The organism is Bradyrhizobium sp. RDM12 (assembly GCF_051917485.1).
GTDB lineage: Bacteria > Pseudomonadota > Alphaproteobacteria > Rhizobiales > Xanthobacteraceae > Bradyrhizobium.
In genome coordinates this window covers 264,090-288,409 of record NZ_CM133064.1, presented here as the reverse complement: position 1 = coordinate 288,409, position 24,320 = coordinate 264,090, and the positions used below count along the sequence as shown (strand labels likewise).

General features: G+C 60.1%; 9 protein-coding genes and 5 pseudogenes. 6 read left to right on the top strand and 8 right to left on the bottom strand.

The window, feature by feature from the left end; genetic code table 11:
• Positions 1–392 precede the first annotated feature (392 nt).
• Positions 393–5,901 (top strand): annotated as a pseudogene (locus tag ACTGJ9_RS01320) (trifunctional serine/threonine-protein kinase/ATP-binding protein/sensor histidine kinase).
• A gap of 412 nt (positions 5,902–6,313) precedes the next feature.
• Here the strand turns inward: ACTGJ9_RS01320 and ACTGJ9_RS01315 are convergent.
• Complete coding sequence (locus ACTGJ9_RS01315; protein ID WP_456675595.1) at positions 6,314–6,835, bottom strand: beta-class carbonic anhydrase; 522 nt, start codon at positions 6,833–6,835, stop codon at positions 6,314–6,316.
• Positions 6,836–7,449: 614 nt separating this feature from the next.
• On the opposite strand from ACTGJ9_RS01315, the pseudogene ACTGJ9_RS01310 reads away from it, so the two are divergent.
• Positions 7,450–7,599: pseudogene (locus ACTGJ9_RS01310) on the top strand (transposase); the annotation flags it as partial.
• 524 nt (positions 7,600–8,123) lie between these two features.
• Here ACTGJ9_RS01310 and ACTGJ9_RS01305 read toward each other — a convergent pair.
• The 4 genes from ACTGJ9_RS01305 to ACTGJ9_RS01290 all read right to left on the bottom strand — a co-directional run bounded on the left by ACTGJ9_RS01305 (position 8,124) and on the right by ACTGJ9_RS01290 (position 12,927).
• Positions 8,124–8,930, bottom strand: a complete 807-nt coding sequence (locus ACTGJ9_RS01305) for an ABC transporter ATP-binding protein (RefSeq protein ID WP_456678416.1) — start codon at positions 8,928–8,930, stop codon at positions 8,124–8,126.
• Positions 8,931–8,940: 10 nt separating this feature from the next.
• Positions 8,941–9,876, bottom strand: a complete 936-nt coding sequence (locus tag ACTGJ9_RS01300) for an ABC transporter permease (protein ID WP_456675594.1) — start codon at positions 9,874–9,876, stop codon at positions 8,941–8,943.
• A 5-nt stretch (positions 9,877–9,881) separates the two neighbouring features.
• The gene (locus ACTGJ9_RS01295) at positions 9,882–10,940 is read right to left on the bottom strand and encodes an ABC transporter substrate-binding protein (protein WP_456675593.1); all 1,059 of its coding nucleotides are present in this window, start codon (positions 10,938–10,940) and stop codon (positions 9,882–9,884) included.
• 589 nt (positions 10,941–11,529) lie between these two features.
• Complete coding sequence (locus ACTGJ9_RS01290; protein ID WP_456673068.1) at positions 11,530–12,927, bottom strand: IS1380 family transposase; 1,398 nt, start codon at positions 12,925–12,927, stop codon at positions 11,530–11,532.
• A gap of 260 nt (positions 12,928–13,187) precedes the next feature.
• Here ACTGJ9_RS01290 and ACTGJ9_RS01285 point away from each other — a divergent pair, with 260 nt between their 5' ends.
• On the top strand, positions 13,188–18,701 hold the full coding sequence (locus ACTGJ9_RS01285; RefSeq protein ID WP_456675592.1) for a trifunctional serine/threonine-protein kinase/ATP-binding protein/sensor histidine kinase: 5,514 nt from the start codon (positions 13,188–13,190) through the stop codon (positions 18,699–18,701).
• 604 nt (positions 18,702–19,305) lie between these two features.
• Here the strand turns inward: ACTGJ9_RS01285 and ACTGJ9_RS01280 are convergent.
• Positions 19,306–19,851, bottom strand: a pseudogene (locus ACTGJ9_RS01280) (ATP-binding protein); the annotation flags it as partial.
• Between the two features lie 77 nt (positions 19,852–19,928).
• On the opposite strand from ACTGJ9_RS01280, the gene ACTGJ9_RS01275 reads away from it, so the two are divergent.
• The 3 genes from ACTGJ9_RS01275 to ACTGJ9_RS01265 are packed head-to-tail and all read left to right on the top strand — an operon-like array spanning position 19,929 to position 22,412.
• The gene (locus ACTGJ9_RS01275; RefSeq protein ID WP_456675591.1) at positions 19,929–20,150 is read left to right on the top strand and encodes a hypothetical protein; all 222 of its coding nucleotides are present in this window, start codon (positions 19,929–19,931) and stop codon (positions 20,148–20,150) included.
• 11 nt (positions 20,151–20,161) lie between these two features.
• Positions 20,162–20,362: a hypothetical protein gene (locus ACTGJ9_RS01270; RefSeq protein ID WP_456675590.1), complete on the top strand. Its 201-nt coding sequence runs from the start codon at positions 20,162–20,164 to the stop codon at positions 20,360–20,362.
• On the top strand, positions 20,343–22,412 hold the full coding sequence (locus ACTGJ9_RS01265; protein ID WP_456675589.1) for a recombinase family protein: 2,070 nt from the start codon (positions 20,343–20,345) through the stop codon (positions 22,410–22,412). The genes ACTGJ9_RS01270 and ACTGJ9_RS01265 overlap by 20 nt, the downstream gene beginning before the upstream one ends.
• A gap of 34 nt (positions 22,413–22,446) precedes the next feature.
• Here ACTGJ9_RS01265 and ACTGJ9_RS01260 read toward each other — a convergent pair.
• Together ACTGJ9_RS01260 and istA are read right to left on the bottom strand one after the other, a co-directional pair.
• Positions 22,447–22,767 (bottom strand): annotated as a pseudogene (locus ACTGJ9_RS01260) (ATP-binding protein); the annotation flags it as partial.
• Positions 22,745–24,266 (bottom strand): annotated as a pseudogene (gene istA / locus ACTGJ9_RS01255) (IS21 family transposase). The pseudogenes istA and ACTGJ9_RS01260, both read right to left, overlap by 23 nt.
• Positions 24,267–24,320: the final 54 nt, after the last annotated feature.

Genomic DNA, 24,320 nt, shown 5'->3' with positions numbered 1-24,320 from the left:
TCCATCCCTGCGCTTTAGGGCTTCAACGCAAGCGCGTTGTTATTACTGAGCCCGTCGGTGTGTTTCGCGCTGTCCTTCGCGGGGCCGTCGATCGCCATGCTCGCGGCAAGGTCCCTCTCTCCCGCCGGTCCATTGATTTCGTTGAGTCGGCATGGCGGGACCCCCGCGCCGATCAGTCGAGACTACGCGCCGAAACACACGCAGCTTCCAAGAGCGTGCGCGGCAGTGCTAACCTTGCCCGAGATCGAGGCTAAGAAGCGCTGACCCAGCCAAAATGACGTCCGTCCACTATCGGCGGGCAGTTCTGTTTAGCTGCGCATCGCAACCAGCTTAACAGCGAGGCTCGCAAATTGGAGGCAGTTTTCGGCATTGGAGAGAAGGGAATTGGAGCCCTGGAGATTTTGTCAGAGGATGGTGGACTCGTTTTCGGCCGAGGGTGGCGTCAGGGCGCCGGAGGTAGACGTGAAGACGTACTGATTTCACTGCCGGCATCTGAACAACCAGCGGCAACTACTCTCGATCGCCTCGCTCACGAATACTCCCTCAAGGAAGAGCTCGACGCCGCGTGGGCGGTGCGGCCGCTTGAGCTTGTGCGAGATCGTGGTCGGAGCATATTGGTGCTCGAAGACCCCGGCGGAGAATTGCTGAGTAACCTCATTGGTGCGCTGATGGGTCTGGAGACATTCCTGCGCATCGCAGTCCGCGTAGCAGCAGCGCTCGCCAAGGTCCACCAGCACGGCCTCATCCATAGGGACATCAAGCCTGCCAATATTCTGGTGAGCAACGGGAGTGGTGAGGTGCGGCTTACCGGGTTTGGAATCGCGTCGCGTTTGACTCGGGAACGGCAAGCGCCTGATCCTCCCGAGGTCATCGCCGGTTCGCTGGCCTACATGGCGCCCGAGCAGACCGGGCGAATGAACCGCTCAATCGATTCCGCAGTGACCTATATTCGCTCGGGGTAACACTCTACGAAATGCTGATCGGAAGCCTTCCCTTTACCGCCTCCGATCCGATGGAATGGGTACACTGCCATATTGCAAGGCAGCCTCGTGCGCCGCGCGAACGGGTAAACGGGATTCCCGAGGCCGTTTCCTCAATCGTGATGAAGCTCATGGCGAAGACTGCTGAAGAGCGTTACCAGACGGCGACGGGAGTTGAAGCCGACCTGCATCGTTGTCTGAGCGAGTGGCAGTCGCACGGTCGCATTGATCCATTCCAGGCGGGCGCGCTCGACGCTTCGGACCGATTGCTGATCCCTGAGGTGCTTTACGGGCGAGAGCCCCAGATCGCCACCTTGTTGGCGTCCTTTGACCGTGTCGTGGGTTCAGGCAGACCGGAGCTCGTTCTTGTTTCCGGCTACTCGGGTATTGGCAAGTCCTCCCTTGTCAATGAACTTCATAAACCGCTCGTCCCGCCTCGAGGCTTGTTTGCATCAGGTAAGTTCGATCAGTACAAGCGCGACATCCCTTATGCGACGCTCGCGCAAGCCTTCCAGAGCTTGATCCGCCCAATCCTGGCGAAGAGCGAGGAAGAGCTCGGCCGTTGGCGCGAAACAATTCGCGAGGCTCTTGGCCCGAATGGCCAGCTCATGGTGGATCTCGTCCCGGAGTTGAATTTCATCATCGGAGAGCAGCAGCCCGTTCCGGAACTTCCCCCACGCGATGCGCAGAGCCGGTTCCAACTCGTGCTGCGTCGATTCATCGGCGCATTCACACGGGAGCATCCTCTCGCCCTCTTCCTCGACGATCTGCAATGGCTTGACGCAGCCACGATGGATCTGATGGGGGATTTACTGACGCATCCGGACGTAAAGAATCTGATGTTGATTGGGGCCTACCGTGACAACGAAGTGTCCCGTGCACATCCGCTGATGCAAAAGCTGCAGGCCATCCGCCAGGCCGGAGCAACAGTGCACGAAATTGTACTCGCGCCTTTGACACGGGACGACCTCGGGCAGTTAATTTCAGATTCGCTTCATTGTGAGAGCGCGCACGGCCGCCCGTTGGCCGGATTGGTCCAGGAGAAGACGTCCGGCAATCCATTTTTTGTCATTCAATTCATATCCGCGCTCTTCGAAGAAGGATTGCTCATCTTTGATCACATCAGAGGGCGATGGCGCTGGGACCTGAATCATATTCACGCGAAAAGTTATACAGAGAACGTCGTTGACCTCATGGTGGCGAAGTTGAATCGCCTGCCCACCGGGACGCAGAAAGCACTACAGCAGCTTGCGTGCCTCGGGAACAGCGCCGACTTCGCAATGATACGCATGGTTTATCAGGACTCGAGCGAGGAAATGCATGGACAGATTTGGGAAGCAGTCCGAGTGGGTCTCATTTTCCGATCGGAACATTCATACAGATTTCTCCACGACCGTGTCCAAGAAGCAGCGTACTCTTTAATCCCTCAAGAATTGCGGGCAGACGCGCATTTGCGTATCGGCATGTTGATGGCCTCGCACACGTCCTCAGAAAAACTTGAGGAAGGAATCTTCGAGATCGCCAATCAACTCAACCGTGGCTCTCATCTGGTCACGTCGACTGCGGAGCGCGAACAAATTTCGGAATTGAACCTCATCGCGGGCAGGCGAGCAAAGATGTCGACGGCGTACGCGTCGGCACTCAGGTATCTCCACGCCGGACGCCGATTGTTGACGGACGAGACCTGGGATCGCAACTACGACCTTATCTTCTCGATCGAGTATCTTCTTGCGTCATGTGAACTACTGACGGCTCAGATGGCTGCTGCGGAAACGCGGCTTTCTATGCTGGCCGAAAGCGCGAAAAAGGCCCACGACATCGCCCTTGTCACACGCTTGCGCCTGACGCTCTATGACCTTTTGGGTCGAAGCGATCGCGGCGTGGAGGTATTCATCGAATACGAGAAAGGTCGCGGCAAGGACTGGTCGCCACATCCCACGAGCAAGGAAGTATTAGGGGAATACGATCAAATCTGGTCAGCGCTAGGAAATCGCCAAGTCGAAGAACTCGTGGACTTGCCCTTGATCACGAATCCGGACGTGCTCGATGTTCTGGACGTTTACACCGAGTTTGCGATGTCGGCGATGTTTACCGATGGAAACCTTCATGATCTCCTGCTTTGTCGAATGGTCCGGCTCAGCCTTGAGCACGGCAACAGCGACGCGTCGTGCTTTGCGTATGTGTCGCTGGGTTTGCTCGCTGGTCCTCATTTCGGAAACTATGAGGCCGGATTCCGGCTTGGCAAGCTAGGTTACGATCTGGTGGAGAAGCACGGATGGCAACGTTATCAAGCTCGCGTCTATTTGCGCTTTGGGAACGGCGTTATGCCGTGGACGCGACACGTCAAAACGGGACGAGAGCTTGTTCGGCGCGCTTTCGACGCCGCGAACAGGATGGGGGATCTCACTTTTGCAGCATATAGCTGGTACCAACTAATCACAAATCTTCTCGCCACCGGAGACCCTTTGGCCGAGGTGCAGCGTGAAGCTGAGGCAGGCCTCGAGTTCGCCGGCAAGGCCCTGTTCGGCACCGTCGTGGATATCCTCACCGCACAACTCGCGATTGTCCGGACGCTTCGGGGCTTGACGACGAAGTTCGGTTCGTTCGGAGACGGTGACTTTGACGAGCTTCAATTCGAGCGTCGATTGTCACGCAATCCTGCTTTGGCGCTACCCGAATGTCGGTATTGGATCAGAAAGTTACAGGCGCGTTTTTTTGCGCAGGACTATCGTTCCGCTATTCAAGCCTCGCTGCGTGCCGAGCGCCTGCTCTGGACATCGCACTCCTACTTTGAGGTGGTGGAGTATTACTTTTACGGTGCTCTAGCTCGGGCCGCGGCTTTTGATTCTGCAACCAAGAAATCGCGACAGGAGCACCTTAAGGCGCTGACCGATCATTACAGACAGCTTGCAATATGGGCGGAGAATTGCCCGGAGAATTTCGAAAACCGGGCTGCACTGGTTAGCGCGGAAATCGCACGGATTGAAGGCCGCAATCTCGATGCCATGCGCCTATACGAGCAGGCCATTCGCTCCGCCCGCAAGTATGGTTTCGTGCAAAACGAAGGCGTGGCCTATGAAGTGGCCGCCCGGTTCTACAGCGCGGGCGGCTTCGAGACATCCGCGAACGCCCATCTCCGCGAGGCCAGGGACTGTTACCTCCGTTGGGGCGCCGACGGCAAGGTCCGGCAGCTCGATGCGCGCTATCCGCATTTGGCCGGTCCCCAGGGGCGGCAGTCTGCGTTGGCTATTGATCCGCCGATCGAACATCTGGACGCAGCCAGCGTCGTCAAGGCATCTCAAGCCTTGTCAGGCGAGATCGAGTTGCCGAATTTGATCGATCGGTTGATGACGATCGCAATCGAGAACGCCGGCGCCGATCGCGGCCTTTTGATCCTGCCCTCGGAAGACGAATATCTGATCCGGGCAGAGGCACGGGCGACCGGCGATCAGATCGTAGTCACCATGCGCGAGGAACCTATCGCCGGAGGCTCCTGTCCCGAATCCCTCGTTCGATACGTCATCCGCTCACGGGAAAGCATGATTGTTGGCAACGCCTCTAAGCCCAACATGTTTTCCGACGATGATTATCTGCGCGAGCGACGATCAAAATCGATCCTCGGTCTTCCGCTGATCAAGCAGCAGCAGCTAACCGGAATTCTCCTGCTCGAAAACACGCTAACGTCTCATGCGTTCACTGCGGATCGAATCGCGGTTCTCGAACTGATCGCAGCACAGGCAGCCATTTCGCTTGAGAATTCGCGTCTTTATGGCGAACTGCTGCGGGCGGGTGCCGGATTGCAGCTACAAGTGGAATTGCTGCAGCAACTACCTGTCTCCGCCTGGACGCTCAAGCCCGATGGGACACCGGATTTTGTGAATCGGGTTTGGCTTGAGTTCGCCGGACAGTCTCTCGATTTCGTCCGTTCGCATCCCGAAGCCTGGATGACCGCCATCCATCCCGAAGATCGGGAGATGGCAGTCAGAATCTTTTGGAATGGCGTGCGCTCAGGTCAAGGGTTTGCATTTGAAACCCGGTCTCTTCGCGCTCAGGATGGCGTCTATCGCTGGCACCTTAATCAAGCCGTGGTCCTTCGCGATGCGGAAGGAAAGGTCCTCAAATTTGTCGGTACGACGACCGACATCGACGACCAGAAGCGGGCCGAAGAGGCTTTGCGCCAAGCCGCGGTGGAGCTGGCCCACGCGAACCGGATCGCGACAATGGGCCAGCTCACGGCCTCCATTGCCCACGAAGTCAACCAGCCGATCGCGGCCCTCCTTACGAACGCGCAAACCGCCGTACGCTGGCTCGCCCGTCAGCCGCCGAATCTGGAAAGAGCCCGGCCGTTGATCGACCGTGTTATCGGCGATGCAAACAGAACCGCGGATATTGTGAGCCGAATTAGAGAATTCTCCAAAAGAAGCCGGCGCGGCCGGAAGCCTTAAACGTCAACGAAACAATTCTGGAAGTTCTGGGATTGACCCGCGCTGCAATATCGGATCACGGGGTCTCGGCGAACACAGAGCTGGCAAAAGATCTACCGCGTCTTTTGGGAGATAAAGTCCAGTTGCAACAGGTGATCCTGAACCTGATCATGAACGCTATCGAAGCAATGAGCGAGGTCAGTGAAGGATCGCGCCAATTGCGGATCACCACGAGTGAGGCGCGGACGGGAGTGCTCGTTGCGGTAAGCGATACCGGTCCCGGCCTGTCTCAAGCCGGTGCCGAACGCATCTTCGACGCGTTTTACACAACCAAGGCCGCGGGTTTGGGGATCGGCCTCTCGATCTGTCGCTCGATCATCGAAGCGCATGAGGGGCAGCTCTGGGCGGCGCCAAACGAACCTCGCGGGGCGATCTTTTCCATCATCCTCCCGCTCGGAGAAAAACCGGTTGAGAGCGCAGGGCCGCCCGCCGCCTAGGTCGTCGACCGTGAAAAAACTTCCAAAGCCCTTGAGTGGGGGGCGATTTTTCGGGGCAGAACGGGATTTGAGATTGCGGGCTTTTGGGACTTGGGACCTCGAAAGCTTGCAATTTCGTTTTTTGCGTTTCCATTGGAGCCCCCGGGTAGCGTAGCGCGCCGCCCCGTTGCGGCCCGCAAGCACTGCGGTTGGCAAACTCGCTCGGTGTGAGGTCGCCAAGCGTGCTGTAGGCGGACGTTGTTGTAGACGTCCATCCACGCGACAGCTCGGCTTGAGCCTGAGCGAGCGTCGTGAACAGCGTCGCGCGACCGTCCCACAGAATTGAGTCTTGAATCCACTTCAGTTATGAGCACTTAGCGATTTTCGTGCTTCTGCGCTCCGGCCCCTCACATACAAGCTCCAAAATCGCCCTTCAGGTCGCTCGCTGCTTTGGGATGGCTTTGACTTCCTTGAGGAGACCTGTTTCCATGTCTAAGACAAACCCCCGCACCGCAACTTCTTTTGCGATCCAAGGATGTGACCTCACTTTTTCGATCTGTTCGCGAGTGTGTTGTTCGGGATCCTTATACGAGAAGAAGCGCATCGGCGCAGGCGACGGGTCACCGGTCGTCTCAGCTAGTTTGGTGTTTAGCTGCTCATCGGTGAAGGTAGTGAACCCGCAACCGGTATGGTTGAGAAGCATGATCTCCGTAGTTCCGATTATCCGATTGGAGGCAACAAGCTCCCCAAGAACGTCTTCGGTCACTGCTGGTCCAGCGGTTCTGATAACGTCGAGATCGGCGTGCGGTAACCCAAGAATTGCGGGAAGATCCGAGAGACGCGGATCCATGCAAGTTACGACTGCGAGTCTGGGAGCCGGGCGTTCTCGGAGCTTTGGATCAGGCCTCTTTGCGTAGTTGCGGTTCGCTACCAGAGCTTTGTCAATTAAACTCATGTTCGCCTCCAATTCGGCTTAGGGTAGGCCGGAGCACTCCGGGACATCACGACTTCGTTCCTTGAAGCCAATGAGCCTTTTCAGTTTTGGAGACTATTGCCGTGCTTGACCATCGAACCTAGGGCGGGGCCCTGTCATATCAATGTATGAGCGGACGCTACGGGCGGCTATCCGCGTCGACGGCGAGAGCGTCTGGCGGTGTATCTCGTCCGCCGTTATGCCGAGGTAGAAACGATTACGCCGCTCAGGATGGTCAACCTTAGAGACGACAATGTCGTCTTGATGGGCATTCCAACTGATGTCACGAAGGGGAGACAGCAAAGTCTGGCCAGAAAAATGGTCAATGGCTTTTCATGATCCTTAGAAGCCGGACAGCATCATCTATCTCTCTCGTCTCAGCGGAAAAATCAATCTTACCGTGTTCAATCATGCGAGCTCAACGTCGCCTGCGTCGCGAAGCTGATCGCGGTGCCCGGACAGCTGGCAGTCCTGAACATCTGAAAATCAGCATCATCCACCGCGATCCGTAATGGCTGAAGGTGAGGGGTGGCGCCATCCGTGGCCGATGCTTGCAAAAGGCATGTGAGGCGTTGCAGCGATGTTTGGTATGCTTTGCGCGGCAATATTGCGGCCAACTGGGCAAGCAAGACAATTGTCAGGTCGCCGCGACCCTCTCGATTGCCGACCATCACGCGAGCCTGCCGGTGGCGTATCGCCTTTATCTACCAAAAGAGTGGGCGGCCGACCGTCCGCGTCATCGGCGGCCAGCAAAATCAGGACAGTCTCAAGTCATAGTAGCTGTATTTCGCTGCCAGTGTGGCCGGTGCAATCCGCTTGTCCCGTCAGCAAGTCGACCGTGAGCCAGTCGGGCATGGGTTGTTGGAGTACAGACTGGGTCCTCCGGGCTTCGCTGTTTTTGGCCGCGTGGACCACGCGCAAGTATGAGCTAATTCACTAGATGTGGCCGCGCTTTCACGCGGCCTGCTTCTGGCGTTTTCGCGATCTTGTCGACGGCTTAACCGCGGGCGAGGCGCTTCGGCGCCAATAGCGGATTCCGGCGACGATAGCTGCGCTCAGAGAAAAAGCCCGCCCTGTGCTGCCACAAGCGGCCTTCAAGTCTAGGGAGGAAACGCCCACTGAGGGCAACGACAACAGCCCTGGGGCTGCGGAGGGGTCGCTACCGCATGCGTTCTACACGAGACGATCGCGATCAACGGCTCAATTGTAGGGAGTCGTCGGATACCCAAAGGGATGGGGGGCCCATACCAAGGTTTACGCCGCCGTTCCGTCAGCAGGTGACGGAGATGCTCTCCTGCTCGGCGAACGCGCGATCAACCTCGTCGCGCAACAGCGAGGTCAATTCGACGCGTAACGCGATCAGGGCCGGCGACATCAGATCCCGCGGTCGCGGCAAATCGATCGGCACGATTGCCTTGATGCGGCCGGGGCGCGCCGTCAATACGACGACCCTGTCGGCGAGCGCGATGGCCTCGTCCATATGATGGGTGACGAACAAAACAGAGGCCTTGCTGACATCCCAAACATCGAGCAGGAAATCTTGCATCTTGACGCGGGTCTGGACGTCAAGAGCAGCGAAAGGCTCGTCCATCAACAGGACTTTGGGCTGCATGGCGAGGGCGCGGGCGACCGCGACACGCTGGCGCATTCCACCGGAGAGCTCGTCCGGGCGCTTGTCGAACGCATCGGAAAGGCCGACCCTCCCCAACACCTGACGTGCCGTCTCCTTGCGTTGCTCGGTCGGCACGCCACGGACAGAAAGACCGAAGCTGACGTTCTGCCAAACATTCAACCAAGGGAAGAGCGACGTCTCCTGGAAGATCAGGCTGCGCTCTGGCGCTGGTCCGGTGACGGGTTCGCCGTGCGCACTTATTACTCCCGAAGTGGGCTCTTCGAGCCCGGCGATGAGACTGAGCAGCGTGCTCTTGCCACAACCGGAGGGGCCCAACAAAACCACGAACTCGGCGGCTTCGATCTTGAGCTCAATGTCGGTCAACGCCTCGTGAGCCAGCTTGCTTCCCGTATTCCAAATCTTGCCGACGCCAACGCAGCTCACGGCGCAGGCGACGCTATTCAGTCGAGGCGCGTCAACCACTGCCCAACCCTCCCTGCCCCTTTGGAAGCCAAAACAGGACACGCCGCTGCAGCAGCCGCAGGCCAAAGTCCAAGGTGAAGCCGAGCAGACCGATGATGACGATGGTGAAGAAGACGAGACCGGGGTTGAACGTATTGCGGGCCATCGAGATGATCTGACCGAGCCCGTAATCGACGCCGGTCGCCTCGGCGACCAGCACGACCATCCACGCGCTGAACAAATTGAGACGGAGCACCACGAGAAAGCCCGGCAGGATCGCCGGCAGGATCACACGTGTGTAGATCTGCCGCTTGCTGGCGCCCATCGTGCGCGCGACATTGACGTAATTGCGATTGACCGAATCAATCTGCGTGATGGTGGCGAGCGTCATCGTGAAGAACAGGGCGATGAACACCATGAAGATCGCCGGTCTGTTGCCGATGCCGAACAGGAAGATCGCCACCGGCAGCCAAGCGACAGGAGAGACCGGAGCGAGAAGCGTCACCGTCGGCAGTACCAGCTTGCCTAACACGCCATGATAGCGGATCAGAACCCCCATGCAGAGGCTGGTGATCGTCGCGATGGCGAGGCCCGCGAGTACCCGAATCGTCGATGAGGCCATGGTAATGACGACGGCGCCAAAGGGCGTCGGGCCGGAATTGGGATCAATGCCGATCTCCCAGCGTTTGGCCGTGTTGAAGTTCCTCGCCTGCCCGGCGATATCGCCGAGGAAGACGTGCGGAGGCGGTAGCAAGCGCTGATCGGTGACGCCGATATACCAGAGAAATTCCCATAAACCGGCGAACAGCCCGACCGAGAGAAGGCTCCAGCCCAGTTTCGGCCCATGCTGACGCGTGAATTCGATCGTCTGACCGAATAAGACAGTGGCGAATCCTCGAACGTCGGCGACTTTCGTCTCGCCGCCGGTCTTGGCGCTGCTCGCTGTCACCTAGCTCAAGCCGATTTGAATTTGAGCTTGGCGTAAACGTCGGGAACCTCGGCGATCGCCGCCTCGAGATAGCTCCAGTCGATCGCATCCTTGCCCGGCCTCTTCTTGATGTAGCCCATCGCCATGACCGAATCGACGCGATTCAGGATAAAGTCCGTCTGTGCTCTCTGATCGACCTGCGCCGGCTGAGCCTTTCCGCCGATCCGGGCGTTTTCGAGCGAGGTCTTGTAGTAGGGGCCGACGAGCTCCGTGAGCAGTCCCTCGGGATCCTGCTCCCAGAGCAGCTGCGCCTTCAGCATCGCCTTGATCAGCGCCTTGACGCTCTCGGGGTCCTTCGCGAGCAGAGTGGCGCTCGCGGCGAGCACGCAGTCCGTATATTGCGGCCCATAGATGTCAACGCCGTCGGACAGCAGTACCGAACCTTTCACGTCGCTGAGGAGCGCCGAGCCATAGGGCTCGATGGTGGAGGCGATATCGATCGCGCCGGCCTTGAATGCGGCCACCATGTCGCCGATCGAGTCCATGTAGCGGACGGTGATGTCCCTGTAGGCGACGCCGTTCTTTTTCAGCCAATCGTAGGGCAGGACTTCGAGCGTGTTGTTTTGGAAGGTTCCGAGCGTCTTGCCCTTGAGCTTGGCGGGCGTGTCGAGCCCCGGCTGGGCGACGATATAGACGCCCTGGACGCCGCCGCCGGCGACGATCTTGACCGGCGCGCCGGCGTCGTAGAGAGCCATGAAGTTCGTGTAGGGCAGCATGCTGACGTCTGCCTGTCCGGTGCCGAGGAAGGTGACCTCGTCGGCGAAGGAAGGGGTATTGACGAATTCGAGCGTCAGTCCGTCGTTCTTGGCTAGTTGGCGTGCGTGCGCGATGAAGAATGCGACGTTGCAAAAGCCGCTGCCGTGGGTCGCTTTGACGGACGCTGCGGCGCGGGCCGATCCGGGCAGACCCATTGCCCCGCCCCCGATCGCCATCGCGATCGTTCCCATCGCGCTTGCTTTCAGGAACGATCGTCGTTTCAAGACGGTCGTCGTCGGAACCGCAAGGCTGCCATGACAATCACACATGACGCCTCTCCTTTCCCGCAAGCTCCACGGCGCCAGACCCTCGTTCTGTAATCCGATGATGAAGCTCGGATCGCGCGGGCGGACACTCCCGAAAACGGGTTCCACTATAGCTCAGATTGGAGACGATGTCGCCGCGGAAAGGGCGGCCGCTGCCCATTTTATAAGCGTTACGGGCGGCTTTTGAAGGCGCGCGGCCCCGCGAAAGGTCTACCGACGGTGCGATGGGGATCGCCTCATGGCCGAGCGTGTTCGACGATCCCACGATGAGCACAGCGTTGCTCGATTGGCTGACGCAAGACTGCGATATCGTCGAGACCGGCAGCGAAGTTGGCGCTAAAAATCGCGCCTGAACTTCAAAACACCGCGCCTCACGCCGCCGCGTTTGCGCGGCTGCGCAACCGTGAACAGTACCGCGACAACGCTAGCCCGCATTTCTCACACGACCGATTGCTCAGCGACGGAGGATAGGAGGATTTGGCAAGGCAACGGGGAGCCGTGGCGCTGAAGGCGCAGCCGGCGATTTGGTTTTGAATGTCTCCGTTGGGCCTGTTGGTGATGCCGCCGATTGAGCGCGTCGCAGCGTCGCGTGTCAGGCCGGCGAGGCGCGAGCCTTGGCGGCTTCGGCCAGGCGACGAGCCGCGTGTCCCCACGGCTGAGCGGCTGGGCAGGCCGAGGCCATGGCGATCCTGATGCGGCGGACGCTGATGCGCACCAGTGCGCCGATCTTGAGGAGCTTGAGGCGGATGGTGCCGCAGGTGGCGTCCGCAAAGGTGGTTTCGGCAAGGCCGATGCGCCGCAGGGCACAGATCAGCACATAGGCCATCGAGGCGAACCACAGCCGCAGCTGGTTGGCGCGCATGGTGGCGGCCGAGGTGCGGTCGGCGTAGAGATCGAGCTGGCACTCCTTGATGCGGTTCTCCATGTCGCCGCGGGCGCAGTAGATGTCCTCATAGAGCTGCCGCACGCCCGCCGCGCTGCGCTTGAGCGAGGTGACGACGAAGCGCGGATTGGCCTCGCCTTGCGTCCACTCCGCCTTGGCGACGACGCGGCGCTCCTGGCTCCAGGTGTCGCGCGTACGCCATTGGAAGTCCTTGAAGCGGCGTGCCGGTTGGCCGGTCGTCTCGGCTGTGGCTCTCGCCGCGGCGAGCTCCTCCTCGATCATGGCGACCAGGCGCGTGTTGCGGGCGAGCCCGAACAGATAATCCACGCGGTTTTGCTCACACCACGCCATCAGCGCCTCGCGCGCAAAGCCACTGTCGGCGCGCAGCACGATGCGCACGAACGGCCAGCGGGCGCGGATTTGCCGGACAATCCGCGCGATCTCCGCGACACTGCCTGCGCTGGCATCGATGTCGGCGCGCCGCAGCTTGGCCGCCAGCAGATGCCGGCCGCAGAACACGTACAGCGGCAGATAGCAGTAGCAGTCGTAATAGCCGTGGAAGAAGCGCCCCTCCTGATGCCCGTGCAGAGGATCGTCGGTGGCGTCGAGATCGAGGATGATCTGCGGCGGCGGTCGCTTGTGCGCCTCCAGGAACAGCGTCACCGGCAACGCCTCGATCGCCGCCGCGTCGTAGGCGATCTTGTGATAGCGCGAAGGTTCCTCCCGGCCCAGTTCCAGCCGGTTCAGCGTCGACTTGCCGGCCACCGGTGCGCAGTCCTCGCGCCTGGCAACAAGCTTGCCCGCCAGCACCGCCATCAGCGGGTCGTGCCGCAACTCGTCGTGATCGTTGATGTCTTCGTAGCCAAGTGCGATGCCAAAGACCCGCTGTCCGACCAACGTTCCGACTGCGTGCTCGATCAAGTCCACCCGGCGATGATCGCGAAAGCAATCGGCAAAGCGCCCCACCAGATCAATCGCCCGATCAGACGCGCCCAGCAGCAGCGCGCCCGCATCCGACGTCACCAGGCCACCATCAAAAGCCGCTTCCACGATGCGGCCTTCCACCTCTCCAAAATCAAACCGTTCTGCGCTACACTGTGCCGGCATCGGGGCATTCCTTGAATCACCGCGAAGTCCTTCTCGCAAAAAGAACTTTCGCTGATTCGCGCCCCGATGCGCCTCAACACTGTGAGAAATGCGGGCTAGCCCTCGTGCATGTCCTAAAGAGGGTGTCTCTCTTCGGCGCCGATCTGGCGTGGGGTCCCGATGGGCGCCAATTTGACATAGATGCTCTCTGAGATACCTTGAATCGACATCGGAATTCGCGATGTCCGCAGTCAGGAACGTTGCGAACCGGAGTTATTTCCGTGAATGCGTCAGGTTTTCGCAAGATCGAAGATAGCGACGCAGTCCAGGTGTTGGCGTCGCAAGGCGGCGAAATCCTTTTGCGCAGGATCCGGCGCCAAAATGCTGCCCTAAGTACATCAGTCACCGTGCTCGCCGTCTCCGAGCGCGCGTCGTCCAGCGGTTTCAAGAGACTTATTCGCGAATACGAGCTTGCGGAATATCTCGATCGCGCCTGGGCGCTTTACCCGCTCGAACTCGTACATGAAAATGGCCAGACAACTCTGATATTTGAAGACCCCGGAGGCGAGTTGCTTAGCCAGCTTCTGGACACGCCAATGGAAGTTGAGAAGTTCCTGCGCTTCGCCATCGGCATCACCGCAGCCGTCAGCAAAATGCACGAGCGAGGCCTGGTCCACAAAGACATCAAGCCCGCCAACATTCTTCTCGACCCTGTCGGCGAACAAGTCAGGTTGACCGGCTTTGGCATCGCCTCGCGGCTGCCTCGCGAGCGGCAGGCACCCGAGTCTCCCGAATTCATTGCGGGAACCCTAGCCTACATGGCGCCGGAACAAACAGGACGAATGAATCGCTCGATCGATCTGCGCAGTGACCTCTACGCGCTTGGCGTCACGTTCTATCAAATGCTGACGGGAACGCTGCCATTCACGGCGACCGATGCCATGGAATGGGTTCATTGCCACATCGCGCGCATGCCGCCGGCGCCCGACCGGCGAGTCACCGGCATACCGCCTCCGTTGTCCAACATCGTCATGAAGCTCCTCGCCAAGACCGCAGAGGAGCGCTACCAGACGGCGGTAGGACTGGAGCAAGACCTGCGACATTGTGCGATCCAGTGGGAGAGCCAACGGCGCATCGAGCCCTTCACCCTCGGACGGCATGAGCCGTCTGGGCGGCTCATGATTCCTGAATACCTGTATGGGCGCGCCCCAGAAATAGCCGTATTGCAGAATGCCTTCGACACCATCGTCAAGCATCCGACGACGGCGTTGGTCTTGGTGTCAGGCTATACGGGTATCGGCAAATCATCGGTGGTGAATGAACTTCACAAGGCCTTGGTTCCGCCACGCGGCCTGTTCGCATCCGGCAAGTTCGACCAATACAAACGCGACATTCCCTATGCAACTCTGGCACAAGCCTTTCGACGGCTCATCCGCCCGATCCTCGCCAAGAGCGAAGCCGAACTCGGCCAGTGGAGGCAGACTTTGCTCCATGCGCTTGAGCCTCACGGCGCCCTCATCGTCGACCTGGTTCCAGAGCTGAAACTCATCGTTGGGGAGCAAGAGTCGGTCCCTGAGCTACCCGCACCCGACGCCCAGCGGCGCTTCCAGTTGCTACTGCGGCGTTTCATCGGCGTCTTCGCGCGCCCTGAACATCCGCTCGCTCTGTTTCTCGACGACCTGCAATGGCTCGACGCGGCTACTCTGGATCTTATCGAGGACCTCCTCACCGAAGGGAGCGTCCCACACCTGCTTCTCATTGGCGCCTATCGTGACAACGAGGTCGATGCCTCTCATCCGCTGATGCGTAAACTCGGCTCGATAAAGGCGGCCGGCACGTCTCTCGTCAAGGAGATCACGCTAGGCGCGCTCGATGCTCAAGTCGTTTCGCAGTTGATCGCGGATGCGCTGCACTGTGAACCGGATCGGGTGAGGGATCTGGCTCAGCTGATTTTACAGAAGAGCGGTGGCAATCCATTTTTCATCAACCAGTTCCTGTCGACGTTGGCGGATGAAGGTCTGATTGCGTTCGATTATGTGCATTCGCGGTGGGCGTGGGATCTCAAGCGTATCCACGCCAAGGGTTACACCGACAATGTGGCTGACTTGATGATCGGAAAATTAGCCCGGCTTCCTGCTCCAACCCAGCAGGCCCTGCAACAACTGGCTTGTCTCGGCAATATCGCGACCACCGCGATGTTAGCTATCGCTCACGACACCACCGAGCAGGAACTGCACGCCAGCCTCGTTGAGGCACGTCGCCAGGAGCTGGTCGATTTCCTCGAGAACTCCTACCGTTTCGTCCACGATCGCGTCCACGAGGCCGCTTATGCGCTGATCCCGACCGAGCGGCGCGCCGCCATGCACCTACGAATCGGCAGGATGCTGGTCGCGCATACGCCTCCCGGCAAGCTGGACGAATCCATATTCGAGATTGTCAACCAGCTCAACCGCGCGTCATCCCTGGTGACGGCGCCGGAGGAGCGCGAGCAACTGGCCGAATTCAATCTGCTTGCCGGCAAGCGCGCCCAAGCCTCGTCCGCCTACGTATCCGCATTGAATTACCTGACCACAGGCGCCGCGTTACTGACGGAGGATAACTGGCAGCAGCGTCGCGATCTCAGCTTTGCCCTGGAGCTGGCCAGGGCAGATTGCGAGTTCGCGGCCGGAACGATCGCGGAAGCCGAAGCGCGTTTGCGCAGCCTTTCCACTCGCGCCGTCACGACGCGAGAGCTTGTTGCGGTGGCCGGCCTACAGATCGATCTTTACCAGGCAATCGATCGTTGCGACGAGGCAGTCGACGTGGGTTTGCGTGCGTTACGACATCTGGGCGTCGACATCACAGAGCATCCGACGGAAGCCGATGCTCGAGTCGCCTACGATGACATCTGGACCCGGCTGGGCGCTCGCCCGATCGAAGATCTCATCAATCTCCCGCTCATGAACGACCCCGGTTCGCTGGCAGCCGTGGACCTATTGATCAGAGTTGCGATCCCGGGACATTACTTCGACTCCCATCATCTATTCGCGGTGGCTGTTTGCACGGCGGTCAGCTTGGGACTCGAGCGGGGTCACTGTGATGCATCTTGTATCGCCTACGCGCAGCTGGGCACATTGGCAAACCACTTCGGCCATTTCGATGCCGGCTACCGCTTCGGACGGTTGGGGTGCGAGTTGGTCGAGCGACCGGGATTGCAACGGTTTCAAGCCAGGACATTCGAGACATTCGGTTTCGGCGTGCCTTGGACTCAGCATGTCCGAAAGGGGCGCGAGTTCCTGTTTCGTGGCTTCGACCTAGCCAGCCGGACCGGTGAAATCAGTTACGCGGGATACGCTTGTGGCCAGCTCACCACCAACTATCTCATGGCCGGCGACCCGTTGATCGAGGCTCAGGAGCAAGCTGAGCGCGGGCTCGCTTTTGTCCGCAAAGTAGGCTTCGAAACGATCGAGGGCTGGATTCTCGGTCAACTCGGTCTCATCCGCAGCCTGCGCGGACTGACCACCCGTCTTGGCTTCTTCGACGACGCTGTGTTCCGTGAAAGTGATCTTGAGCGTGATCTCGTTGGGAAGCCTGCGCTCGCGCTCCCGGAATGCTGGTACTACATCCGCAAGCTGCAGGCACGTTTCCTCGCGGGCGAACATGTGGATGCCTTGCACGCGGCCTCCAGGGCGCAACCGATGGTCGAAGGTACCCTGTCTCTTTTGGAGGTCGTTGAATACCACTTCTACGATGCGCTTTGCCATGCTGCCGTCCATGAAGCCGCCTCGTTTGAGGACCGTAAATATCATCGCGCGAGGCTGACGGAACACCTCGAGAAGCTCGACACCTGGGCGTCCCATTGCCCCGAGAATTTTGCCAACCGAGCGGCGCTCGTCGGGGCGGAGGTAGCCCGGATCGACGGGCGGGTCGCCGACGCCATGCGCCAGTACGAGCAAGCCATTCGCTCGGCCCGCGATCACGGCTTCGTGCAGAACGAAGCCCTGGCCTATGAGTTGGCAGCCCAGTTCTACAGCGCGCGCAGCTTCGATAAATTCGCCGACGCCTATTTGCGCGAGGCCCGGGATTGTTATCTTCGCTGGGGCGCCGACGGCAAGGTGCGGCAGCTTGATCGACTTTATCCACATTTGGCCGCCGCAGAAGAGCGGCGTCCTGCCGCGATCATTGGCTCCCCGGTCCAACATTTGGACGTAGCGAGCGTCTTGAAGGCCTCTCAAGCGCTGTCCAGCGAGATCGTGTTGCCCAAATTGATCGAGCGGCTGATGAAGATCGCGATCGAGAACGCGGGCGCTGATCGGGGCCTTTTGATACTGCCGGCAGGGGAGGAATATCTAATCCAGGCCGAGGCGCGAGCGACCGGAGATCAGGTCGAGGTCGCGATGCGCCATGAGCCGATTACCCCGATCACCTGTCCCGAATCCCTCGTTCGCTATGTGATCCGCACCCAGGAGAGCGTGATTCTCGATGATGCCTCCAAACCCAACCTGTTCTATGCGGACGACTATCTGCGCGATCGACAATCGAAGTCGATGCTCTGCCTACCGTTGATCAAACAGCGGGAATTAACCGGGATTCTCCTCCTCGAAAACGGACTGACTTCACACGTGTTTACACAGGCTCGGATCGCGGTCCTTGAACTGCTGGCGGCACAAGCCGCGATCTCGCTGGAGAACACGCGCCTTTATAGCGATCTCCAGGAACGTGAGGCTAAGGTCCGACGCCTGGTTGACTCCAACATCATCGGGATATTGATCTTTGATCTCGACGGTCGCATCATCGAGGCCAATGAGGCTTTTCTCCGTATGGTGGGATATAGCCGCGATGATCTCATTTCGGATCGCCTGCGCTGGACCGATCTGACACCTCCCGAATGGGTCGGGGCCGACGAACGGGCCTCGGCAGAGTTGGCAGGTACGGGAACCTGCAAACCCTTCGAGAAAGAGTATTTTCGGAAAGATGGTAGCCGTGTGCCCGTGCTTCTGGCTCGCGCGATGTTCGGCGAACTCCAGCACCAAGGCGTGGCCTTCATAGTCGACCTGGCCGAGCGAAAGCGCGTCGAGGCCGAGCTGGCGCACGCGAACCGAGTTGCGACCATGGGCCAACTCGCAGCCTCAATTGCGCACGAGGTCAACCAACCTATCGCTGCCCTGCTTACGAATGCCGGTACAGCTGTGCGCTGGCTTGCCGGTCAACCGCCAAATTTGGAAAAGGCCAAGCGGTTGATCGACCATGTTATTAGCGATGGCAAACGGACAGCTGATATTGTCAGCCGGATTCGGGATTTCTCCAAAAAGGCGCCAGCGCGGAAGGAAGACTTGGAGATTAACGAAGCAATTTTGGATATTGTGAGGCTGACACGTGCCGCGATGTCAGAGCATGGCGTTTTGGTGAAGATGCGAGTGTCAGAGGGGCTGCCGCACATTTTGGCGGACAGAGTCCAGTTGCAACAGGTGACCCTGAACTTGATCATGAATGCCATTGAAGCGATGAGCGAGGTCAGTGGGAGATCGCGCGAATTGCTGATCAGCACCAGTGAGGTTGAGTCTGGAAGCGTGCTTGTTGCGGTGAGCGATTCGGGTCCAGGGCTGCCTTACGACAATCCTGAGCGAATCTTCGAGGCCTTCTACACGACCAAGTCCAGCGGTTTGGGGATGGGGTTGTCGATCTGTCGCTCCATCGTCGAAGCGCATGGCGGCCGGCTGTGGGCAACGCCGAACGAACCTCACGGAGCCGTTTTTTGCGTGACGTTGCCGACCGGGAAGGAATCGCTGGAGAAACTGGGGTCTTCTGAGGCCTAACGGGAAGCGTAGATCACGCGACGAAAAAGTCGCATACAAGATCCGCAACAGCCGGATCAGTTCTCGGCCTCATCACAAGAATCTGGCAGTCAACGTGCTCAGGTTGGCCTTCGCGCCATCTTCTTGCGGGCCGTCTGCTTCATTCTCTCGTTCGGGAATAGCGAATTCGCCGCGGCCCGTTTGGCTTGGGAGATACCAGCAAAAATACCAAGCAAAGCGGATGGCTGCAGTAGGCTTTTGCTTGTATTTTCAATAGGTCGTGACAATTATCCGGATAAAGTCGGAATCGAACCAGCGGCTTAAGTTATTGGTATTATTACGAATTTTTCCATGGTGCCCCTGGCCGATAATTGCCTAGAGCCATAACCATTTGAATTTGAAGTCACTTTTATCGTCGATTGCTGCCGATACCAGCACAAATACCAGCAGGATGACGCGCGGTATTCGCCGACAAAAATAAAACAGCAGGCTTCCGGCAGCGGGGATGCCTATGCCGTTCTGGATTCCACAATTTGCCCCGACCGGAATCGAACCCGGCTCTGACTCGAAATCCCGTCGGATCGACGTAATTATGATATCGCGAGGCCAAGGGATTATCTTGTTGTCAATCGGCGTTCGACTGGGACCCCCTATCGGCATCCAAAAGGGACCCCTTTGAGCGGCGTGCTCTGCTGGTAGCGCTCGGGTCGTCGGAGCTGGTCGGGGTTGCGGAGACGGCGCGAGCGCGGGTTGTTTGAACATCGTCGCGGCTTTTGAATCGCCAGCTGTCGTTGCCGGTCTCGACGATGTCGCAGTGATGGGTCAATCGGTCGAGTAGCGCGGTGGTCATTTTGGCATCGCCGAACACGCTCGGCCATTCGCCGAACGCAAGATTGGTGGTGACAATGATCGAGGTGCGCTCGTAGAGCCGGCTGATGAGATGGAACAGGAGCTGACCGCCGGATTGCGCGAACGGCAGATAGCCCAGCTCGTCGAGAACGATGAAGTCCATGCGGGTCAGATGCTCGGCGAGCCGTCCCTGCCGACCGTTGCGGGTCTCGGTCTCGAGCCGGTTGACGAGGTCGACGACGTTATAGAAGCGGCCACGGGCGCCGGATCGGATGCAGCTTCGCGCGATAGCGATGGCCAGATGGGTCTTGCCGGTGCCCGTCGAGACAGCGTCACAATGCCGGGTGTCTGGCGTTCGAGGTTTTGATCCTCTATCCGTTCCATCCTCGGGCCGGGCAGATGGTGCAGGTCGAGCACCGCAAGCGCTTCGCCGGCGAGGACCATTTGGTCGTGGTGCAGCCCGACGGGACACTCGCCCTAATCCCGGCCTGGATGAGCGAGGATATTGCTCGCTCTGCAACGCTCACAGCAAGCCCTCGGTTGGCTGTCGAAAGGCTCGTCGAGCTGCGGGCGCGAATCGATGTGCTTATCGCCTCGAGGCGGGGCGCGGCCCCTGCGTGAAGGAGGGGATCATGCAACCAAGACGCTACTTGCAACGAAGCCTGTTCGAGGAGGATCGCCAGACGCCCGCGATTCCGGCGTCGCAGAGAAGCACTCTCGTCCGCCTGATCGAGAGGCTGCTGGTCGAGGCCCTCGCCGACGGCGCCAATATCGAGACGGGCACGCCAACCGCAGAGACGAGGGAGGCCGCTCATGAGCAAGGTCACGCCTGAGCACCTCGCCCGTCAGGCCGTCGTCTACATCCGTCAGTCGACGCCTGATCAGGTCGCCCACAACCTGGAAAGTAAGCGCCGTCAGTACAATTTGCCGGAGCGCGCGCGACAGCTGGGCTGGAGCGATGTTGCCGTCATTGATGACGATCTCGGTCGCTCCGGTGGTGGCGTCGCGAGGCCCGGCTTCGAGAAGCTGCTGGCCGCCATCTGTGAGGTGCGCGTCGGAGTCGTGGTCTCGATCGAAGCGTCGCGGCTCGCACGCAACGGTCGCGACTGGCACACCCTGCTCGAGTTCTGCGGTCTCGTCGGCACACTGATCGCCGACGAGGACGGCGTCTACGATCCGCGACAGCCCAACGATCGCCTACTGCTCGGCATGAAGGGTACCATGAGCGAGATGGAGTTGTCGGTACTGCGCCAGCGTTCGCTCGAAGCGCTGAAGCAGAAGGCGCGCCGGGGCGAGCTGTTCATGACGGTCGCCGTCGGCTACGTGCGGGTCGGCCACAACCGTATCGAGAAGGACCCGGATCGGCGCGTCGGCGAGGCGATTGCGCTCGTCTTTGCCAAGTTCACCGAGATGCAGTCGGTGCGTCAGGTGCACCTCTGGTTCAGACACGAGCGCGTTCCGCTGCCGGCCGTCACCTATGGCGCCGAAGGCCGCCTGGTCGAGTGGAAGCTGCCGGTCTACAACACGATCCTGCACATTCTGACCAACCCAATCTATGCGGGCGCGTATGCATTCGGGCGCACTGGCAGCCGCATCAGCATCGAGGCCGGCCGCAAGAAGGTGGTTCGCGGCTTCAAGAGGGAGCGCAAGGATTGGGAGGTGTTGATTCCGAACCATCATGAGGGTTATCTGAGCTGGGCGGACCATGAGAGGAACCTCGGCCTGATTGCGGATAACGCCAACGGCAAGAACCCGATGAGCCGCGGTGCCCTGCGCCGAGGTGAGGCTCTGCTCGCCGGCCTGCTGCGCTGTGGCCATTGTGGGCGCAAACTTCACGTCGCCTACTCCGGCAAGGACGGCAACACCGGTCGCTACCATTGTCGGGGCGGCGCCAACAATCATGGCGGTGACCCTTGCATCTCGTTCGGCGGCATGCGGATCGATCGTGACGTGGCCGCCGAGGTGGTCGAGCGCCTGCAGCCGCTCGGTATCGAGGCGGCACTCGCCGCGCAGGCTGCGCGCAGCCGTGCGAACGAAGACAAACGCGGCCAAGTCGAACTGGCGCTGGAGCAGGCTCGCTATGAGGTCGGGCGGGCGCGCCGCCAATACGATGCCGTCGATCCCGCCAATCGTCTCGTCGCCGCCGAGCTGGAAAAGCGATGGAATGACCGGCTGGCGGTCGCGCGCAATCTGGAGACCGAGCTGGACGCACTGACGGCTTCGCCCGCTGTTGATCTCACACCTGCCGACCGGGAGCGGCTGATGACGCTAGGCGCCGACCTGGAGCGTGCTTGGTCGAGTGCCAGCGTGGCCCCCGAGACGCGCAAGCGGATCGTGCGAACGCTGATCGACGAGATCGTCGTCCGCGTCGAGGACACCACGCTCGATCTGGTGATCCGCTGGCACGGCGGTGACCACTCCGCTCTCAAGGTCAAGAAGAATCGCTCCGGCCAGCACCGCTGGAGCGCAGCGGGAGAGACAGTCGATCTCGTGCGCGTGCTGGCGCGGCAGATGCCGGACAAAGCGATCGCGTCGGTGCTAAACCGCTCCGGCAAGACCACGGGGCGCGGCAATGGCTGGACCAAGTCGCGAGTGTGCAGCTTGCGCAGCCACAACGACGTCGCAGCCTATCGTGAAGGCGAGCGCCACGACCGCGGCGAGGTCACTCTGGACGAGGCGGCCGCGGCCCTCTCCGTCAGCCCATCAACCGTGCGACGTCTGATCAAGGACGACCAGCTCGCGGCGGGCCAGCTTTGCAAAGGGGCACCTTGGATCATCAAAGCAGCCGATCTTGAGCGTGCTGACGTCAAACGAGCCGCCACCGCGCGGCGCCTCAGACGTCCGCCGTCCGGCACTCCGCTACAAAAAGAACTGGAACTCTAACGAGATAGAAAGGTGAGCATTATGAAGCGGGCTCGGTTCCGCCGACCAGGACGACGTTGCGTTGCTGGGCGATGAAGCCGCCGCCAGCGAGATCATTGACGAGAGTCTGATTGATCGGCGTCCCGTCGAACTGGAAGTCGGCGATGTCCTTGGCAAGCGGCAGCTTGGCGATGGTGAGCTGGTACTTGATCGAGCGGGCCTGCTTCTCGTTGATCTCGGCGTTGAGCAGGTCGCCGACAATGCGCTGGGGTTCGTGCTGGCGCTTGACCGCAGTTGCCATGATCTCATCGAAGGCGGCCTTCATGCCGTAGAGCTTGAGCTCGCCCATGAGGTCAAAGATTTGGGTTCGTTCCATCAGATGGTCCTCCGGAGGTTGTCGTAGCGGGCACAATCGGCGATCGGTGCATGGCGCAGCGTCAGTGCGGCCGGCGTCATGATGTTGGCCGGTGGGGCGGGTTCACGTTGACGGGCCAGGATATTGAGCACGACATCGGCGGAATGGACGCTGTGACTGAGCGCTTCGGCACAGGCCGCTTCCACCGCGGACAGACCGTCAGTCAGCACCGCGTTGAGGATGTCGACCATCTGCCGATTGCCATCGTCGGTGCTGGCCAGCTTGCGCCGGACCCGCTCGATCGCGGCCGGCAGCACCCAGTCTTTGAAGGGAGCACCGTTGCGCAAGGCGCCGGGTTTGCGAGCGAGCACCGGCACATAATGCCAGGGGTCGTAGACGGTATCGCCGCGGCCAAAGGATCGCGGATGCTCGGCAACGATCCGGCCGTCCTGACGGATCACGATGCGATCGGCATAGGCTTGAACCTCGACCGGTCGTCCGACTGCGCTGGCTGCGACCGAGTACTTGTTGTTGTCGAAGCGCACCAGGCAGGTCTTCGAGACAGATGCTGTCACTGCATGGAAGCCGTCGAAACGGCCGGCATAGGGAACGAGTTTGGGGCGTTCGGCTTCGAACACGTCCCAGATCGTCTGATCGGCCAGCTCCGGATGACGATGAGCCTTGGCGTAGGCGATGCATTTGTCGAGCAGCCAGGCGTTTAACTCGTCGAGGTTTTTGAACCGCAGCCGCGGCGTGAAGAAGCGTTCCCGGACCAGCCCGACCTGGTTCTCGACCTGCCCCTTCTCCCACCCCGACGCTGGCGTACAGGCGACCGGATCGACCAGATAGTGGCTGCACATCTGCAGGAAGCGGCGATTGTAGAGACGGCCTTTACCGACGAAGATCGTCTCTACGGCGGTCTTCATGTTGTCGTAGATGCCGCGGGTGCAGGTGCCTTTGAACAGGGCGAACGCCCGGTCGTGGGCGTCGAACACCATCTCCTGCGTCTCCCGCGGATAGGCCCGCACGAACAGCATGCGGCTGTGACAGAGCCGGACATGAGCAGCCTTCACCATCACCGTGGTGCCGCTCAGCAGGACGACCTCGTGGCTCCAGTCGAACTGGTAGGCTTCACCTGGTGCAAAGCTGAGCGGCACATAGGCCGACGCTGTCGAGCTGCCGCGTTCCTTGCTCCACCGTCGTGCGTATCGACGAACCGCATCATAGCCGCCGGCGTAACCCAGGCCGCGAAGCTCTTCGAATAGCCGGATCAGCGTCAGCCGTTCCCGCGCCGCCTTGCTCTCATTCCCTGCCAGCAACCGGTCAAGCTCGGCACTCCAGGCACCCATCTTCGGGAGCGGCTGCGTCTCGCGCTCATACCGGAACTCCGTCGCTTGAGAACGAATGACCTTGCGAACCACCTTCCGCGATACGCCAAGTTCTCGGCAGATCGCCTTGATCGGACGACCATCAACAAAGTAGGCGCGACGGATCTTACCAATCGTCTCCACCACCAGCATCCCAACCTCGGCTTCCATGACTCGATGGAAGCCACTGTGGACCCTTATCCCGGG

Excerpts from the sequence above, each read along its gene's own strand:
- ACTGJ9_RS01315 (WP_456675595.1), bottom strand. The coding sequence starts at position 6,835 with ATGAGTTTAATTGACAAAGCTCTGGTAGCGAACCGCAACTACGCAAAG.
- ACTGJ9_RS01295 (WP_456675593.1), bottom strand. The coding sequence starts at position 10,940 with ATGTGTGATTGTCATGGCAGCCTTGCGGTTCCGACGACGACCGTCTTG.
- ACTGJ9_RS01290 (WP_456673068.1), bottom strand. The coding sequence starts at position 12,927 with ATGCCGGCACAGTGTAGCGCAGAACGGTTTGATTTTGGAGAGGTGGAA.
- ACTGJ9_RS01275 (WP_456675591.1), top strand. The coding sequence starts at position 19,929 with ATGGTGCAGGTCGAGCACCGCAAGCGCTTCGCCGGCGAGGACCATTTG.
- ACTGJ9_RS01270 (WP_456675590.1), top strand. The coding sequence starts at position 20,162 with ATGCAACCAAGACGCTACTTGCAACGAAGCCTGTTCGAGGAGGATCGC.
- ACTGJ9_RS01265 (WP_456675589.1), top strand. The coding sequence starts at position 20,343 with ATGAGCAAGGTCACGCCTGAGCACCTCGCCCGTCAGGCCGTCGTCTAC.